The 16,474-nt window shown below is 69.6% G+C and carries 14 protein-coding genes; 9 read left to right on the top strand and 5 right to left on the bottom strand.

Going from position 1 to position 16,474, the window contains the following annotated elements; translation table 11 throughout:
- Positions 1-86: 86 nt before the first annotated feature.
- The 4 genes from upp to BMZ45_RS00955 all read right to left on the bottom strand — a co-directional run bounded on the left by upp (position 87) and on the right by BMZ45_RS00955 (position 3,153).
- Positions 87-722 (bottom strand): uracil phosphoribosyltransferase, encoded by a 636-nt coding sequence (gene upp / locus BMZ45_RS00970; RefSeq protein ID WP_056181832.1) that lies wholly within the window; start codon positions 720-722, stop codon positions 87-89.
- Between the two features lie 203 nt (positions 723-925).
- Positions 926-1,237 carry a hypothetical protein gene (locus BMZ45_RS00965; RefSeq protein WP_091631433.1) on the bottom strand — a complete coding sequence of 104 codons (312 nt, stop codon included), beginning with the start codon at positions 1,235-1,237 and terminating at the stop codon, positions 926-928.
- A 64-nt stretch (positions 1,238-1,301) separates the two neighbouring features.
- Positions 1,302-1,544: a hypothetical protein gene (locus BMZ45_RS00960; RefSeq protein ID WP_057164631.1), complete on the bottom strand. Its 243-nt coding sequence runs from the start codon at positions 1,542-1,544 to the stop codon at positions 1,302-1,304.
- A 112-nt stretch (positions 1,545-1,656) separates the two neighbouring features.
- Positions 1,657-3,153, bottom strand: coding sequence for an aminotransferase class III-fold pyridoxal phosphate-dependent enzyme (locus BMZ45_RS00955; protein WP_091631432.1), 1,497 nt, complete (start codon positions 3,151-3,153; stop codon positions 1,657-1,659).
- 392 nt (positions 3,154-3,545) lie between these two features.
- On the opposite strand from BMZ45_RS00955, the gene BMZ45_RS00950 reads away from it, so the two are divergent.
- The 8 genes from BMZ45_RS00950 to secF all read left to right on the top strand — a co-directional run bounded on the left by BMZ45_RS00950 (position 3,546) and on the right by secF (position 14,053).
- Positions 3,546-5,327, top strand: coding sequence for a CIA30 family protein (locus BMZ45_RS00950; RefSeq protein ID WP_091631430.1), 1,782 nt, complete (start codon positions 3,546-3,548; stop codon positions 5,325-5,327).
- Positions 5,328-5,464: 137 nt separating this feature from the next.
- On the top strand, positions 5,465-6,640 hold the full coding sequence (locus tag BMZ45_RS00945; RefSeq protein ID WP_091631428.1) for a sensor histidine kinase: 1,176 nt from the start codon (positions 5,465-5,467) through the stop codon (positions 6,638-6,640).
- Complete coding sequence (locus BMZ45_RS00940; RefSeq protein WP_091631426.1) at positions 6,637-7,239, top strand: response regulator transcription factor; 603 nt, start codon at positions 6,637-6,639, stop codon at positions 7,237-7,239. The genes BMZ45_RS00945 and BMZ45_RS00940 overlap by 4 nt, the downstream gene beginning before the upstream one ends.
- 902 nt (positions 7,240-8,141) lie before the next feature.
- Complete coding sequence (gene queA, locus BMZ45_RS00935) at positions 8,142-9,206, top strand: tRNA preQ1(34) S-adenosylmethionine ribosyltransferase-isomerase QueA (RefSeq protein WP_091631425.1); 1,065 nt, start codon at positions 8,142-8,144, stop codon at positions 9,204-9,206.
- Positions 9,203-10,324, top strand: a complete 1,122-nt coding sequence (tgt, locus tag BMZ45_RS00930) for a tRNA guanosine(34) transglycosylase Tgt (protein WP_091631423.1) — start codon at positions 9,203-9,205, stop codon at positions 10,322-10,324. The genes queA and tgt overlap by 4 nt, the downstream gene beginning before the upstream one ends.
- Positions 10,325-10,803: 479 nt before the next feature.
- A complete protein-coding gene (gene yajC, locus BMZ45_RS00925) occupies positions 10,804-11,160 on the top strand; it encodes a preprotein translocase subunit YajC (RefSeq protein ID WP_091631422.1) in 357 nt (118 codons plus the stop codon).
- 57 nt (positions 11,161-11,217) lie between these two features.
- A complete protein-coding gene (secD, locus tag BMZ45_RS00920) occupies positions 11,218-13,086 on the top strand; it encodes a protein translocase subunit SecD (protein ID WP_091631420.1) in 1,869 nt (622 codons plus the stop codon).
- Positions 13,087-13,099: 13 nt separating this feature from the next.
- Entirely contained in the window at positions 13,100-14,053 is a 954-nt protein-coding gene (gene secF, locus BMZ45_RS00915; RefSeq protein ID WP_091631418.1) for a protein translocase subunit SecF, read from the top strand.
- 716 nt (positions 14,054-14,769) lie between these two features.
- Here the strand turns inward: secF and BMZ45_RS00910 are convergent.
- The gene (locus BMZ45_RS00910; protein ID WP_056181868.1) at positions 14,770-15,588 is read right to left on the bottom strand and encodes an inositol monophosphatase family protein; all 819 of its coding nucleotides are present in this window, start codon (positions 15,586-15,588) and stop codon (positions 14,770-14,772) included.
- Positions 15,589-15,682: 94 nt separating this feature from the next.
- Here BMZ45_RS00910 and BMZ45_RS00905 point away from each other — a divergent pair, with 94 nt between their 5' ends.
- Positions 15,683-16,459 (top strand): RNA methyltransferase, encoded by a 777-nt coding sequence (locus tag BMZ45_RS00905; protein WP_091631417.1) that lies wholly within the window; start codon positions 15,683-15,685, stop codon positions 16,457-16,459.
- The last annotated feature ends 15 nt before the right edge of the window (positions 16,460-16,474 follow it).

Genomic DNA, 16,474 nt, shown 5'->3' with positions numbered 1-16,474 from the left:
GGGGGCTAAGGGGGATTTGCTTCTGCTTCAACGGCAGTAGCGACAGTCCGAGGCTGGGACGTTCGCGCCGCGTACCGCCGCGTGCATCAACCGTCGTGCTTGGTGCCGAAGATCTTGTCGCCCGCGTCGCCCAGGCCCGGCAGGATGTAGCCGACTTCGTTGAGGCGTTCGTCGACCGAGGCGGTGTAGACCTCGACGTCGGGGTGCTTGGCCTCCAGCGCGCGCAGGCCTTCCGGCGCGGCCACCAGGAACAGGCCCTTGATGCGGCGGCAGCCCGCGGCCTTGAGCATGTCCACGGTTGCGATCAGGGTGCCGCCGGTGGCCAGCATCGGGTCGAGGATGAGCGCGGTGCGCTCGTCCATGCGACCGGTGAGTTTTTCGTAGTAGCCGACCGGTTGCAGGGTGCGCTCGTCGCGCTGCAGGCCGACCACGCCGACCTTGGCCGAGGGGATCAGCTCCAGCACGCCGGTGAGCATGCCCAGGCCGGCGCGCAGGATGGGCACCAGGGTGACCTTGGCGCCCTTGATGCGGCGGATGGTGACGGGGCCGGCCCAGCCCTGGATCACCGCTTCCTCGGTTTCCAGATCGGCGGTGGCCTCGTAGGTCAGCAGGGTCGCGACCTCGGAGGCGAGCTCGCGGAACTCCTTGGTGCTGTTGCCGGCGCGACGCATCAGGCCGAGCTTGTGCTGGACCAGCGGATGACGGACTTCGACGATCTTCATGGGCGACCTTGTCTGTGTTGCGCCGGCGCGCGATGCCTGGCGCAAGCATTGATGGTTGGCGTGCGCGACGCAAGCGTCGCTGGATTGCGCTCTTTATTGAGGGGGCTGCGGCGTGGGGGCTTTCGCTTTCGACGGTGAGAGCAAAAGCAAATCCCCCCTAACCCCCCTTTTTCAAAGGGGGGAAGCGCACAGCGGCGCGCGGCTTAGTCGGCGCAGGCGTAAAGGTTGTCGCCGTCGGCCAGCGCGGCTTCGACGAAGGCTTGCAGCGCGCGCACCTGCGCCGGGTCGGCGCAACGCGCGGCCACGCGCGCCAGTTCCGCATGCAGGCCGCGCAGCTCGCCCAGCAGGAAGGTGGCGTCGGCATAGTAGTCGCGCATCTTGTGCAGCAAGGGATAGTCGGCGCGCGGTTGGGCGGCGGCCAGCAGCTGGGCGTGCAGGGATTCGTCGAGGGCGAAACCGCGATGCGAGTAGGGAGCGTCGCGGTCGTGCCGGGCCTGGATCAGGTCGAGCGCCATGGGCGTGGCGGGTGTTCGCGCAGGGCCGCGGCCTCGCCGCCGCGGCCGCTGCGCGCGCGCCGGCTCAGGCCGTGCGCACGTACTGGATCTCGACGCCGTCGCTGCTGCCGATCGCCGCGCGCAGCACGGTGATCAGCGAGCCGGCGTTGAGGTGATCGATCTCGATCATGTCGACGGTGGCGTGGTCGATCCAGTAGTTCTGGTCCTTGCTGTCCTCTTCCTCCAGCGCGGCGACCAGGATCTGCAGCTCTTCCTCGCTGATCTCGCCGATGTCGGCGCCGGTGTCCTTGTTCGACAAACGAATCATTCCGCGACTTCCTTGCATCAGTAGTGAGAAGAGAGAAGCGAGAAGCGGGCGAAGGCGGAGGCAGGCAGCGGCTTTCGCTCGCTCCTCACTCCTCCACGCTCACTCCTGCACTTTAAGCGGCGGCCTGCTGCTGCGCGCGCGGGCCTTCCTTGAGCGCGCGCCCGACCATCGACACCAGCAGATCGATCTCGGCGCTGGTGATGGTGAAGTTGGGGGTGAAGCGCAGCGAATTGACACCGCCGTGGATCACGCCGATGCCGCGCTCGCGCAGCCATTCCTCGGTGGAACCCGCGCCGTAGCACTTGAACTGCGGGGCCAGCTCGCAGGAGAACAGCAGGCCGGTGCCCTGGACCTTGGTGATCAGGCCGCCGAGCTCGTTCTTGAGCTGCTCCAGCTTCTGCAGCGCCTCGGCGCCGCGCGCGCGGATGTTCTCGCGCAGTTCCGGGGTGACCTGGGCCAGCACCGACACCGCCACGTCCAGCGCGCGCGGGTTGGTGGTCATGGTGTTGCCGTACAGGCCCTTGCGGTACAGCGAGGCGGCGCGTTCGCCGACCGCGAGCACCGACAGCGGGTACTGGCCGGCGTTGAGCGCCTTGGAGTAGGTCTCCATGTCCGGCGCGTCCAGGCCCTCGAAGCCCGGGTAGTCGATGATCGACAGCACGCCGTGCGCGCGCAGGCCGGCCTGGATCGAGTCGATCAGCAACAGCGAGCCATGGCTGCGGGTGAGCTCGCGCGCGGCGGCATAGAACGCCGGCGGCACGCCGCGGCCCGGGTCGCCTTCGCCCATCACCGGCTCCAGGAACATCGCCTCGATGAACCAGCCGTTGGCGTCGGCGTCGGCGAAGACCTTGTTGAGCGCCTCGATGTCGTAGGGCTCGACGGTGATCACCGAGTCCTCGTTGCGGAAGCTGGCCAGGTACTGCACGTAGGCCTTGCGCGAGGAATCCGAGTACAGCGCCGGACGCTCGGTGCGGCCGTGGAAGCTGCCCTTGACCACCACGCGCTTGATCGCGCGGCCGGCGTACTTGGCGCCGGGGTCGGTCATCAGCTTGGTGTTGACGTCGGCGATGCGCGCGGCCAGCGACACCGATTCCGAACCCGAATTCAGGCACAGGAAGCGGGCGTAGGGACAGCCGCCGCGGGCGACGCCGATCGCGCCGCGCAGGGCGCGCTCGAAGCGCAGCTGCGACAGCGACGGGGTCATGATGTTGGCCATCGCCTGCGGCTTGGCCATGGCGGCGGTCACCGCGCCCGGGGTATGGCCGAAACCGAGCATGCCGTAGCCGCCGGAGTCGTGCAGCACCGCGCCCTTGAGGGTCACGATCCAGGGGCCGCGCGCGACCAGGGCGACGTAGGGATTGACGCCGTCGTCGGTGTAGAAATTGACGTAGCCGCCCTGGACGGCGCGGATCTGCGCGTCTTCGTCCAGGTCGAGCAGGTCGGCGATGTCGGCGCGCACGGCCGCGTATTCGGCGGCGGCGGCCTCGATGGCCTCGATCAGCTCCGGGTGGCTGGCGGCGAAGCGGGTCACGGTGGCGTCGTCCAGGCCGAGGGTGCGGCGCGCGCCGGCATGGGCACGCAGCGGCGCGAGAGGGCTGAGCAGGGTCATCACAAGATCTCCAATGGTCGTCGGCAGTCCGGCCGAAGCATCGTGGGATGAAGAACAGGCCCGGCCTCCGTGGCCGGACGCTCGCAGTTGCAGCGCCCCGGGTGGTTCGGGTCGCCAAGCGCCGCCCTTCATGCAAGTCGAAACGCGCATGTCAGAAACGAAGATCGCCGCGGGCGCCCCTGAAAAGCGCGGCCAGCGGTTGTTTTTCGTTTCAATTCAATAGCTTGTGCGAGTTTATCACGTCCGGAGCACGGCGATAACCCCCATCCGGGCGGGGCGGGTGACAGCTGTCATCCGGGGCCGGTGACGGCGCCCACTGCCGGGCCGGGGCGCGGATCCCGACAGTGGCGCCACCCCGAAGCCGGCCGCGCCGGCGCCCATGGAGCTCCACGATGAAGATTCCCCAACCCACCTGGCTGAGCGTGCTGATGCTGGTCGTCCTGAGCGGCGCGGCGGTCGCGGCCGAGCCGGGTGGCGACGACGGCGACGATGTCGCCATCCGCGACGTGCGCGTGTTCGACGGCGAGCGCATGCTGCCGGCCACCACCGTGCTGGTGCGCGACGGCCTGATCGCGGCGGTCGGCCCCAAGCTCGCGATCCCGGCCGGCGTGCCGGTGATCGAGGGCACCGGCGGCACCCTGCTGCCGGGCTTGATCGACGCGCATACCCACAGCTACGGCGAGGCTCGCCGCGACGCCCTGCGCTTCGGCGTCACCACCGAGCTGGACATGTTCACCGACCACCGCCTGATCGCCGAGGCGCGCAAGGAGCGCGAGGGCCGCGCCCGTACCGACCGCGCCGACCTGTGGTCGGCCGGCACCCTGGTCACGGCCAAGGGCGGCCATGGCACCCAGTTCGGCCTGGCGATTCCGACCCTGGACGACCCGGCCCAGGCCGAAGGCTTCGTGCGCGATCGCCTCGGCGAGGGCTCGGACTACCTCAAGCTGGTGGTCGACGACGGCGCCGCCTACGTCGGCCGCCCGCGCACCCCGACGCTGTCGGATGCGTCCATGCGGGCTGCGATCGACGCAGCGCATCGCCGTAAGAAGCTGGCGATCGTGCACGTGGCCCAGGTCGGCGACGCGCGCAAGGTGGTCGATGCCGGCGCCGACAGCCTGATCCACATCTACAGCGACCGCGTCGCCGATGAGGCGCTGGTCGCCGAGATCAAGCGCCGCGACATCTTCGTGACCCCGACCTTGAGCGTGATGGCGACCCTGTCGCGCGCCGGCGAGGGCGCCAAGCTGGCCGCCGATCCGCGCATCGCGCCGATGCTGCGGCCGGCGCAGAAGGATGCGCTGGGCCAGACCTTCCCACTGCCCAAGGAGCTCGATCAGCATCTGCCCAACGCGCTGGAGAACGTGCGCCGCCTGCACGCGGCCGGCGTGACCCTGCTGGCCGGCACCGACGCCGGCAACCCCGGCACCACCCACGGCGCCAGCCAGCACGCCGAACTGGCGCTGCTGGTGCAGGCCGGCCTGAGCCCGGTGGAGGCCTTGCGCGCGGCAACCTCGGCGCCGGCGCAGCGCTTCGGCCTCAGCGACCGCGGCCGCATCGCGCCGGGCCTGCGCGCCGATCTGGTCCTGGTCGAGGGCGACCCCAGCGCCGACATCACCGCCACGCGCGCGATCCGCACGGTGTGGAAGAACGGCTACGCCGTGGCGCGCGTGGCCGGCAAGGCCGCGCCGCGCGTCGGCGTGGGCGCGGTCGAATTGTTGCGCGAAGGGCAGCCGGCGCCGAACTGGGCCGCGACCACCGACCAGCTGATCGGCGGCCATTCGAAGTCCAAGCTCGCGGTCGGGCAGGGCCGCGACGGCGGGCCGGCGATCGAGGTCGCCGGCGAAGTCGTCGCCGGCGCGCCCAGCCCCTGGGCCGGCATCATCCTGTTTCCGGGCGTGGAACCGATGGCCGCCACCGACACCAGCGGCGTGCGCGAGCTGGTGTTGCGGGTGCGCGGCGATGGCCGGCCGCTGACCCTGCTGGTGTTTTCCGGTGCCGACATGAACGGCCGTCCGGGCGTGCAGCGGGTCGAAACCGGCAGCGACTGGCGCGAGGTCAGCGTGCCGTTGGCGAGCCTGCCCAATGTCGACCTGACCCGTTTGCGCGGCGTCTCGCTGGCGGCGAGCGCGCCGGGCCCGTTCGCCTTCGCGGTCGAGGCGGTCGAACTGCGCTGAGTCGCGGCACCGGTCGCGCGCAGCGGGCCCCTCCCTCGGCCCGCTGCGCGCGATCGGTTTTTTGCGTTCCGGTGCGCGCCACCTGAACTTTCTGCCTCCGGATTACTTACAGTCGCGGCAGCGAAGGAAACACCCGCATGCGCATCAAAGCCCTGATCCAAGCCCACGAACACCCGCCGGTCTGGCGCTGGGTGTCGTTGCTGTACCTGATCTTCGCGTTCCTGCCGCTGTTCTACTGGCCGGTGATACCGCTGCGCGCGGTGCTCGTTTTCGTCGCCGCCGCGCTGGTGTTCGTGCTGCTGTACTTCGCCCATCACTACGCGGCCTCGCGGCGCAGGCGCGTGGCCCTGACCTTGGCGGTGGCGGCGCTGGGTTTCGTGACCATGCCGATGGGCGCGGGCGCGGCCTACGTGATCTTCTCCGTCGGCATGGCCGCGGACACGCTGCCGCCGCGGCGCGCGCTGCCGCTGTGCGTGGCGGTGATGGCGATCGAGGCTGTGTGCTTCTACCGCTTCATGCCGCCCGAGGCGATGCCGCTATCGAGCTACGTGATCAACGTGATAGTGGCGGCGATGGTGTTCGTGGGCGTGGTCAGCATCCGCAACCGCGAACTGCGCAACGCCGAGCTGCGCCTGACCCAGGACGAGGTGCGGCGCCTGGCCGGCCTGGCCGAGCGCGAGCGCATCGGCCGCGACCTGCACGATGTGCTGGGCCATACGCTGTCGCTGGTGGTGCTCAAGACCCAGCTCGCCGCGCGCCTGTTCGAACGCGATCCGCAGGGCGCACGCGCCCAGATCGGCGAGGTCGAGCGGGTCGCGCGCGAAGCCCTGGCCCAGGTCCGCGAGGCGGTCGCCGGCATCCGCGCGACCGGCCTGCAGGCCGAACTCGCGGCCGCGCGCCTGGCCTTGCTCGGCGCCGAGATCAGCCTGGATCACCGGCTGGCGCCGGTCGAGATTCCCGGCAGGGTCGAAACCGCACTGACCCTGGCGCTGCGCGAATCGGTGACCAACGTGCTGCGCCATGCCGGCGCGACCCGGGTCGAGGTCGAGCTGATAGACGAGGCGCGCGGCGGCCTGTGCCTGCTGATCGCCGACGACGGCCGCGGCGGCGCGGGCAGCGAAGGCCACGGCCTGACCGGCATGCGCGAGCGCTTGCGCGAGGTCGGCGGCAGCGTCGAAGTCGACAGCCCGGCCGGCGGCGGCACCCGTCTGCGTCTGATCCTGCCGCGCGAGGCGCTGTCCGCGGCGCGGCGCGGCGACGAGACGCCGGCGTTGGCGTTGGCGCGCACCTTCAACGAACGGGGAACGGCATGATCCGATTGGTGCTGGCCGAGGATCAGGCGATGGTGCGCGGCGCCCTGGCGGCACTGCTGAACCTGGAGCCCGATCTGGAGGTGGTGGCCGCGGTCGGCGACGGCGAGGCGGCCTGGGCCGCGGTGCAGCGGCTGCAGCCCGACCTGTTGGTCACCGACATCGAAATGCCGCACATGACCGGCATCGAGCTGGCCCAGCGCCTGCGCGAATCCGGGCTGGAGACGCGGGTGGTGATCGTCACCACCTTCGGCCGCAGCGGCTATCTGCGCCGCGCCCTCGACGCCGGCGTGCGCGGCTATCTGCTCAAGGACGCGCCCGCCGAACAGCTGGCCGAGGCGCTGCGCCAGGTCCACCGCGGCGGCCGCGCGATCGATCCGCAGCTCGCGGTCGCGGCCTGGGGCGAGGAAGATCCGCTGACCGAGCGCGAGCGCCAGGTCCTGCGTCTGGCGGGCGAGGGCGTGTCCACCGCCGAGATCGGCCAGCGTCTGCACTTGAGCCAGGGCACGGTGCGCAACTATCTGTCCGAGGCGATCGGCAAGCTCGGTGCCGGCAACCGCATCGAGGCCTATCGCCAGGCCCGCCAGAACGGTTGGCTGTAGCGCGGCGGGTTCCTCTCTCGGCGGTGGTGCGGCTGGGACGCGTCGTCGATCGATGCGCAGGCTGCTTGTAGGAGCGGGGCGGGCTGCGGCCGCGAATCCCGGCCACGTTGCCCGTTCCGGATTGGCCCCGCCTTCTGTGGGAAGCGGCGTAAGCCGCGATGGCGAACACCGGCTACGGCGCTGGCTGGGGTTTTGTTGAGATCCGCTGGCATCGGACTTCGGCTTTGGACCAAGGTCCTCCGCCTGCTGCGCGCGCGGGTCACTTGTTTTTGCTACTAGCTCCCTCCTTTGCTTCTAGCTCCCTCCTTTGTCAAAGGAGGGTTGGGGAGGATTTGCTTTTGCTTTGTTGTCGCTTCTTCTGACCGAAGGTCAACGGCTTCCGCCTGCTGCGCATGCGGGTCACTTTCTCTTGCTAGCCCAAGAGAAAGTAACCAAAGAGAAGGGCTAGCTTGACCAAACCTCCCCCGTGGGTTCGGGGCTGGCGCCGGGATTTTTCGAATGGACGTCCCTGTCCATTCGAAAAACGGCGCGCGTCCTGCGCGCCGCCCTTCGGGTCTACGGTTGGCTGTGTGAGTGCGGGGCTTTTGGACTTCAATGCCGCGGCAACGGCAACGGCAACGGCAACGGCAACTGCGGCTGCGGCTGCGGCTGCGGGAGCTGGAGCTGGAGCGGGGCAGGGATGCGCCACGCCTTATGGGCGCCCCGAACGCTGGCTGCCCGGGGTCCATCGTCAGGCTTCTGAACCGGCCTCTGCGCCCGCTTTTGCCCCCGGGGCCTCTGGCGGCCGATAATGCCGGGCTTCCGGCGCCGTTGGCTGCCGGGGCCCAGCGCCCTCGACCGATGTCCGGTCTCATCGCTCCCGACCGCATAGCGGCTCTTCGCCGCCGACCAAGACCCGTCCGTTGAAAAAATCCGATTTCCATTACGAGTTGCCGCCGGAACTGATCGCCCAGGCCCCGTTGCCCGAACGCTCCGCCAGCCGCCTGCTGCTGGTGCCGCCGGCACCGGCGGAGCTGGCCGACCGCAGCTTCCGCGACCTGCCCGAGCTGCTGGCGCCCGGCGACCTGCTGGTGTTCAACGACACCCGCGTGATCCCGGCGCGCCTGTACGGCCACAAGAGCAGCGGCGGCCGCGTCGAGATCCTGATCGAACGTCTGCTCGGCGGTGCCCAGGCGCGCGCCCAGCTGGGCGTGAGCAAGTCGCCCAAGGCCGGCGCGCGCATCGCCCTGGACGCCGGCGGCGAAGCCGAGGTGCTGGACCGCGAGGGCGAGTTCTATCGCCTGCAGTTCCATCTCGACGGCCAGCCGCACGGCGATTCGCTCGAGAACTGGCTGCTGCACGCCGGCCGTCTGCCGCTGCCGCCCTACATCCAGCGCGAGCCCGGCAGCGACGACGACGAGCGCTACCAGACCGTGTTCGCGCGCGAAGTCGGCGCGGTCGCCGCGCCCACCGCCGGCCTGCATTTCGACGAGGGACTGCTGGCGCGCCTGCGCGCGCGCGGCGTCGAGTTCGGTCACGTGACCCTGCACGTGGGCGCGGGCACCTTCCAGCCGGTGCGCGTGGACAGTCTCGAGCAGCACGTGATGCACAGCGAGTGGCTCAACGTCGGCGCCGGCCTGATCGAACAGATCCGGCGCACGCGCGCGGCCGGCGGCCGTGTGGTCGCGGTGGGCACCACGGTGGTGCGCGCGCTGGAGTCGGCCATACGCCACGGCGGCGGCGCCGACGGCGAGCTACGCCCGTTCGCCGGCGAGACCCGCCTGTTCATCCTGCCCGGCTACCAGATCCGTTCGGTCGACGCCCTGATCACCAATTTCCACCTGCCGGAGAGCACCCTGCTGATGCTGGTTTCCGCCTTCGCCGGCCGCGAGCGCGTGTTCGCCGCCTATGCGCACGCGATCCGCGAGCGCTACCGCTTCTTCTCCTACGGCGACGCCATGCTGCTGCAGCCGGAGGCCGCCGCATGAGCGCGCCCGCGAGCAGCCGCATGTCGTTCGAACTGCTGGGCAACGACGGCGCCGCGCGACGCGGCCGCCTGACGTTTCCGCGCGGCACGGTGGAAACCCCGGCCTTCATGCCGGTGGGTACCTACGGCTCGGTCAAGGGCATCATGCCCGAGCACGTGCGCGCGCTCGGCGCGGAAATCATCCTCGGCAACACCTTCCATCTGTATCTGCGTCCGGGCCTGGACGTGATCGGCGATCACGGCGGTCTGCACGGTTTCGCGCGCTGGAACGGCCCGATCCTGACCGATTCCGGCGGCTTCCAGGTGTTCTCGCTCGCGCATCGCCGCAAGATCACCGAGCAGGGCGTGACCTTCGCCTCGCCGGTGGACGGCAGCAAGGTGTTCCTGGGGCCCGAGGAAAGCATGCACATCCAGCGCGTGCTCGATTCCGACATCGTGATGATCTTCGACGAGTGCACGCCGTATCCGGCCACCGAGGAGGTCGCGCGCAAGTCGATGGAGCTGAGCCTGCGCTGGGCCGAGCGTTCCAAGAAGGCCCACGAGGGCAACGACGCGGCCCTGTTCGGCATCGTCCAGGGCGGCGTGCACCACGCGCTGCGCACGCGTTCGGCGGCGGGCCTCAAGGACCTGGGCTTCGACGGCTACGCGGTTGGCGGCCTGGCCGTGGGCGAGCCCGAGGCCGAGCGCAACGCCATGCTCGAACACACCTGCCCGCAGCTGCCCGAGGACCGCCCGCGCTATCTGATGGGCGTGGGCCGGCCGGAAGACCTGGTCGAGTCGGTGGCGCGCGGGGTCGACATGTTCGATTGCGTGATGCCGACCCGCAACGCCCGCAACGGGCACTACTTCACCGCCGCCGGCACCGTGCGCGTGCGCAACGCCAAGTACGAGCGCGACCTGCGCCCGATCGAGGAAGGCTGCGACTGCTACGCCTGCGCCAACGGTTTCAGCCGCGCCTACCTGCGCCACCTGGACCGCTGCAACGAGATGCTGGGCCCGATGCTGGGCACCCTGCACAACCTGCGCTACTACCAGCGCCTGATGGCGCAGATGCGCGCGGCGATCGAGCAGGGAACCTTTGCCGCCTTCCGCGAGTCCTTCTACGCCGCACGCTTATAGGACGCCGTTCGCCCGCAAGGCGGGCGAACCCTCTTTCCCCCTCTCCCGCTTGCGGGAGAGGGCAGGGGTGAGGGTCGCCCAGGCAAGCGAACCCTCTTTCCCCTTCTCCCGCTTGTGGGCGAAGGCAGGGGTGAGGGCCGCCCAAGGCAAGCGAACCCTCTTTCCCCCTCTCCCGCTCGCGGGAGAGGGCAGGGGTGAGGGCCGCCCACAAGGACGGCGAACTCCGCTTCCCATTCACCCGATCGCATTGCGGTCGGGCCGGTCTGGGCGGAGGTGAGGGCCGGCCCGCCAGCGATCCTGAAGCCCCGCTACCGGGCCACCAGGACCGTCCGGCGGCGGCGATCGCCAGGACGCACGGGCCCGTCCCGTTCGCCTCGCGGCCCGTCAAAGCGTGCGCCAGGGCTCATTTCGGGCCCGGCCATGGCCGCCAGCCGGCCATGGCATAATCCCCGGCTATTTTCGTTTCAGGACTTTCGTAGATGAACCTGCTCGACCTTCTGATCGCCCCCGCTTACGCCCAGGCTGCGGCCGGTGCGCCCGCCGGCGGCGGACTGTTCGGCGGCGGCCTCGGCGGCCTGCTGATGCCCGTCATCCTGATCGCGATCATGTACTTCCTGATGATCCGCCCGCAGATGAAGCGCGCCAAGGAACACCGCGCGATGCTGGAAAAGCTCTCCAAGGGCGACGAAGTGCTGACCAACGGCGGCATCGCCGGCGTCGTGTCCGACATCGGCGAGAGCTTCATCACCGTCGAAGTCGCCGACAACGTGCGCATTCGCGTGCAGAAGGGCGCGATCGGCAACGTACTGCCCAAGGGCACCTTGAAGTCGGCCTAAGCCGACGCCACGACACATGAAGCACGGCGGCCGGGGTGGCCGCCGCAGGGGCAATCGATGCTGACTTACTCGCGCTGGAAATATCTGGCCATCCTCGTAGTGTTGCTGCTCAGCGCGCTGTATGCGTTGCCTAACGTATTCCCGCAGGACCCCTCGGTGCAGATCTCCTCTGCCCGCGGCGCCGCGGTGGACGAGGCGCTGCGCAAGCGCGTCGCCGACGTCCTGAGCAAGGCCAGCGTGCCGGCCAAGTCGGTGGCGATCGAGAAGGAAGGCACCCTGCTGGTGCGGCTGAGCAACAACGACAGCCAGAACAAGGTCGCCAACCTGCTGCGCGATCCGCTCGGCAGCGATTACGTGGTCGCGCTGAACCTGGCCTCGACCGTTCCGGGCTGGCTGGAGAAGATCAAGGCCAAGCCCATGCAGTTGGGTCTGGACTTGCAGGGCGGCGTGCACTTCCTGATGCAGGTCGACCAGAAGGCCGCGTTGGACAAGCGCCTGGACGCGACCGCCGAGGACGTGCGGGTCAGCCTGCGCGACGCCAACGTGCGTTACGAGTCGGTCGAGCGCCGCGCCAACAACAGCATCGTCGCCACCGTCGCCAATCCGGCCGACGCCGACAAGGCGCGCCAGATCGTCGCCAAGGGCCAGCCGCTGCTGGTCCAGAACGTGGTCGGCAACACCGTCGAGATCCAGGTGCCCGAGGCCGAGCTGGCGCGCATGCAGGCGGAAGCGGTCGAGCAGAACGTCGGCACCCTGCGCAACCGCATCAACTCGCTGGGCGTGGCCGAGCCGATCATCCAGCGCCAGGGCAACGACCGCATCGTGGTCCAGCTGCCCGGCATCCAGGACACCGCCCAGGCCAAGCGCATCCTCGGCGCCACCGCCACGCTGGAGTATCGCGGCGTGGTCGAGGGCGACGCCCAGGAAGCCCTGCGCAGCGGCAGCGTGCCGCCGGAAGCGCGCATCTATTTCCGCCGCGAAACCGGCCCCGACGGCAAGCCGATTCCGATCCTGCTCAACAAGCGCGTGATCGCCTCCGGCGACCAGCTGGTCGGCGCCACCGCCGCGTTCGACTCGCAAAGCGGCACCCCCGCGGTGCAGATCCGCCTCAACGGCGTCGGCGGCCAGCGCATGTTCGACTACACCACCGAGCACGTCGGCAAGCCGATGGCGGTGGTCTACATCGAGCGCATCCCCGAGGTGCGCACTGTCGACGGCAAGGAAGTGCGCTCGACCCGGATCAGCGAGGAAGTGATCAACGTCGCCACCATCCAGGGCGTCTTCAGCAAGGAATTCAACACCAACGGCCTGGAGAGCCAGCAGGAAGCCTCCGACCTGGCGCTGCTGCTGCGCGCCGGCTCGCTGGCCGCTCCGATGGACTTCATCGAGGAGCGCATCGTCGGCCCCAGCCTGGGCGCCGAGAACGTCGCGCGCGGCCTGAAGGCGGTGAGCTTCTCGTTCGCCTTCGCACTGATTTTCTTCCTGATCTACTACCGCATGTTCGGCGTCATCACCTGTCTGGCGCTGCTGATCAACCTGCTGATGGTGGTCGCGCTGATGTCGCTGTTCGGCGCCACCATGACCTTGCCCGGCCTGGCTGGCATCGCCTTGACGGTGGGTATGTCGGTCGACGCCAACGTGCTGATCAACGAACGAATAAGAGAGGAGTTGCGCGCCGGCCTGCCGCCGCAGGCGGCGATCGCCAGCGGCTACGAACACGCCTCGGGCACCATCATCGACGCCAACGTCACCGCCTTCCTCGCCGGTCTGGCGATGGCGGTGTTCGGCACCGGTCCGCTGCGCGGTTTCGGTATCACCCTGATGCTCGGCATCGCCACCTCCGCCTACACGGCGGTGTCTGTGTCGCGCGGTATCGCGACGCTGATCTACGGCGGTCGTCGCAAGCTGAAAACGATCGCGATCTGACGGAGCACGCGACATGAAACCCTTCAACGTGTTCCCTTACGGCAGCAACATCGACTTCCTGCGCCTGCGCTGGGTGTCGATGGCGGTTGCTGGCCTGATCATGCTGGTCGCGATCGGCGCGATCGCGGTCAAGAGCTTCAACTTCGCCCTGGACTTCACCGGCGGCACCAGCGTCGAGCTGAGCTTCGCCAAGCCGGTCGACGTGGACGGCATCCGCACGCGCCTGGAAAACGCCGGCTACACCGGCGCCCAGGTGCAGACCTTCGGCACCGGCAACGAGCTGTTGATCCGTCTGCAGCCCAAGACCGGCAGCGCCAAGGACTCCAACAACACCATCAACGAAGTCCAGTCGGTCGCATCCACGCCCGACAACCCCGGCAAGATCAAGGGCGGCGGCTACGTCGGCCCGCAGGTCGGCCGCGACCTGGCCGCCAACGGCATCTGGGCGCTGCTGTTCGTGGTGGTCGGCTTCCTGATCTACATCTCGTTCCGCTTCGAGAAGAAGTTCGCGGTCGCCGCGGTGCTGACCACCCTGCACGACGTGGTGGTGGTGGCGGGCTGGTTCGCGCTGTTCGGCAACGAGTTCGACCTGACCGTGCTGGCCGGCATCCTGTCGGTGATGGGTTATTCGATCAACGACACCATCGTGGTGTTCGACCGCGTGCGCGAGAACTTCCGCACCATGCGCGCCGATCCGGAAACCATCCTCAACAAGTCGATCAACCAGACCCTGTCGCGTACGGTGATCACCTCGTTCGTGGCCTTCCTGACCGTGTTCGCGCTGTACCTGTACGGCGGCGGTTCGCTGGAAGGCATGGCGATCTCGCAGATGCTGGGCATCGTGATCGGCACCCTGTCGTCGATCTTCGTGGCCTGCCCGTTGCTGACCATGGGCTGGCTCAAGGTCACCAAGCAGGACCTGATGCCCAAGGCCAAGGACGAGGCGGCGCTGGCGCGCCGTCCCTGAGTCCCGCCCCGGGGCTTCGGCCCCAGGCAACGAAAAGGCCGCGCAGATGCGCGGCCTTTTCGTTTGCGTCGAGGCGGTGGGGCGGGGCGTCGCACAGGGGGTGTGACCGCGCAACGCGCGCTCCGTGGCTTTCTGTTGGAGCGGCGTGAGCCGCGATAGCGAGAGCACGCGCGGCCGCGCGACTTGCATCGCCATGCGGGGCAGGCCTGCGGGTCGCATAGGTCAATGCGGCTACGCCGGCAATCGATCGCGGCTTACGCCGCTCCCACAGGAGGCTTGCGTCGGCTTTGGGGTAGGAGCGGCGTGAGCCGCGACCCGGCGCTGCGACAGCATCGGAACCGGCGCGCTGGCCGGGCTTCGCGATCGCGGCTTACGCCGCTCCCACAGGAGGCTTGCGCCGCTCCTACAGGAGGCCTACGCCGGCTTTGGGGTAGGAGCGGCGTGAGCCGCGACCCGGAGCTGCGACAGCATCGAAACCGGCGCGCAGGCCGGGCTTCGCGATCGCGGCTTACGCCGCTCCCACAGGAGGCTTGCGCCGCTCCTACAGGAGGCCTACGCCGGCTTTGGGGTAGGAGCGGCGTGAGCCGCGACCCGGAGCTGCGACAGCATCGAAACCGGCGCGCTGGCCGGGCTTCGCGACCGCGGCGATCCTTGCGGCAACGAAAAAGGCCGCGCAATCGCGCGGCCTTTGCGTTCGCAGCCTTGCGGCGCCGGGCTCAGTCGAACGCGGCCGCGTAACCGGTGTTGACGATGCGGTTCTGCAGGGCGTCGCAGACCTTGAGGTTGCCGGCGACCAGCTGGCGGCCGATGGTGCCGCGCGCGTCCATGGGGCCGGTGCCGCGGCCGCGGAAGTCGCAGACCTTGCCGCCGGCCTCGCGCACCATCAGGGCGCCGGCGGCGATGTCCCAGGGCTTCACCCCGGCTTCGAAGTAGGCGTCGGCGCGGCCGCAGGCCACATAGGCCAGGTCCAGCGCGGCCGAACCGGTGCGGCGGATGTCCTCGGCCTCGGTCAGCAGCGAGTCCACGCACTTGAGGTGGGCGCTGGCGCGCGGGCGTTCGCGCGGCGGGAAGCCGGTGACGATCATGGCGCCGTTCAAGTCCTTGCGCTCGGCCACGCGCACGCGCTTCTCGTTGAGCTGGACGCCGCTGCCGCGGCTGGCGGTGAACAGCTCGTTGCGCAGCGGATCGAAGATCACGCCGTGGATCGGCTCGCCGCCCTCGACCAGGGCGATCGAGACGCAGTAGTGCGGGATGCCGCGCAGGTAGTTGCTGGTGCCGTCCAGGGGATCGATGACCCAGGTGTAGCGGCCGCTGCCGATCGAGCCGTTCTCTTCGCCGAGGATGGCGTAGTCGGGCGTGGAACGGCGGAATTCCTTGATGATCTCGGCCTCGGCCAGGCCGTCGACTTCGCTGGCGTAGTCCATCCGGTCCTTCTCGACCACGTTCAGCGCGTCCAGGCGGTACATGTGGCGGAGCAACACGTTGCCGGCGGCGCGGGCGGCCTTGACCATGAGGGTGACGGCGGGTTTCTGCATGGCGAACGGCCTCGGGAACGGAGGTGGGGGACGGGCTGGCGGGCTGAAAGAACGAACCGGCGCTATGGCCGGGGCGGGGAGTTTACCATTGCGCATGGCGAACGATCCCAATCCAGACCAAACGCCTTTGCTGGCGCGGCTGCGCATCGTGCTGGTGGGCACCCAGCACCCCGGCAACATAGGCTCCGCGGCCCGCGCGATGAAGACCATGGGCCTGTCCCGGCTGGTCCTGGTCGCGCCCGAAAAGGCCCCCAACCACGAGTCCGCGGCCCTGGCCGCGGGCGCCGACGACGTGCTCGCGGCCGCGGTCGTGTACCCGACCCTGGCCGAGGCACTGACCGACTGCCGGCTGGTGCTGGGCTGCACCGCGCGCAGCCGCCGGGTCCAGCTGGAGCAGTACGACCCGCGAGAGGCCGCCGGCCGCATGCTGAGCGAGGCCGGCGCCGACGCCGAGGTCGCGCTGGTGTTCGGGCGCGAGCGCACCGGCCTGGAAAACGAGGAGCTGCAGCTGTGCCACGCCGCCGTGCACATCCCGGCCAATCCGGGCTACAGCTCGCTGAACCTGGCCGCGGCGGTGCAGGTGCTGGCCTACGAGCTGCGTATGGCCGCGCTCGCGGCCGCGCCGGCGGCGCCCGTGCCCGCCCGCTCCGATCCGCCGGCCTCGCACGCGCAACTGGAGGGCTTCTTCAGCCAGCTTGGCGAGACCCTGGACGCGATCGACTTCCACAAGGGCCGCGCGCCCGAATCGGCGCTGCGCAAGCTGCGCCGGCTGTTTCTGCGCGCCGATCTGGACGAGCGCGAAGTGCGCTTGCTGCGCGGCATCCTCGCCGACGCCGAGCGCATGGCCATGCTGGCCGGGCAGCGCCGTTGACAGCGGGGCGGCCTG

The sequence above is a fragment of the Lysobacter sp. cf310 genome (genome assembly GCF_900114355.1).
In the GTDB taxonomy this organism is placed as follows: domain Bacteria; phylum Pseudomonadota; class Gammaproteobacteria; order Xanthomonadales; family Xanthomonadaceae; genus Lysobacter.
Note: the sequence above shows the minus strand (reverse complement) of the source record. Positions and strands in the feature narration are given on the sequence as shown.

Coding starts and splice junctions, on each gene's coding strand:
- upp (WP_056181832.1), bottom strand. CDS start 722: ATGAAGATCGTCGAAGTCCGTCATCCGCTGGTCCAGCACAAGCTCGGC.
- BMZ45_RS00965 (WP_091631433.1), bottom strand. CDS start 1,237: ATGGCGCTCGACCTGATCCAGGCCCGGCACGACCGCGACGCTCCCTAC.
- BMZ45_RS00960 (WP_057164631.1), bottom strand. CDS start 1,544: ATGATTCGTTTGTCGAACAAGGACACCGGCGCCGACATCGGCGAGATC.
- BMZ45_RS00955 (WP_091631432.1), bottom strand. CDS start 3,153: ATGACCCTGCTCAGCCCTCTCGCGCCGCTGCGTGCCCATGCCGGCGCG.
- BMZ45_RS00950 (WP_091631430.1), top strand. CDS start 3,546: ATGAAGATTCCCCAACCCACCTGGCTGAGCGTGCTGATGCTGGTCGTC.
- BMZ45_RS00945 (WP_091631428.1), top strand. CDS start 5,465: ATGCGCATCAAAGCCCTGATCCAAGCCCACGAACACCCGCCGGTCTGG.
- BMZ45_RS00940 (WP_091631426.1), top strand. CDS start 6,637: ATGATCCGATTGGTGCTGGCCGAGGATCAGGCGATGGTGCGCGGCGCC.
- tgt (WP_091631423.1), top strand. CDS start 9,203: ATGAGCGCGCCCGCGAGCAGCCGCATGTCGTTCGAACTGCTGGGCAAC.
- yajC (WP_091631422.1), top strand. CDS start 10,804: ATGAACCTGCTCGACCTTCTGATCGCCCCCGCTTACGCCCAGGCTGCG.
- secD (WP_091631420.1), top strand. CDS start 11,218: ATGCTGACTTACTCGCGCTGGAAATATCTGGCCATCCTCGTAGTGTTG.
- secF (WP_091631418.1), top strand. CDS start 13,100: ATGAAACCCTTCAACGTGTTCCCTTACGGCAGCAACATCGACTTCCTG.
- BMZ45_RS00910 (WP_056181868.1), bottom strand. CDS start 15,588: ATGCAGAAACCCGCCGTCACCCTCATGGTCAAGGCCGCCCGCGCCGCC.
- BMZ45_RS00905 (WP_091631417.1), top strand. CDS start 15,683: ATGGCGAACGATCCCAATCCAGACCAAACGCCTTTGCTGGCGCGGCTG.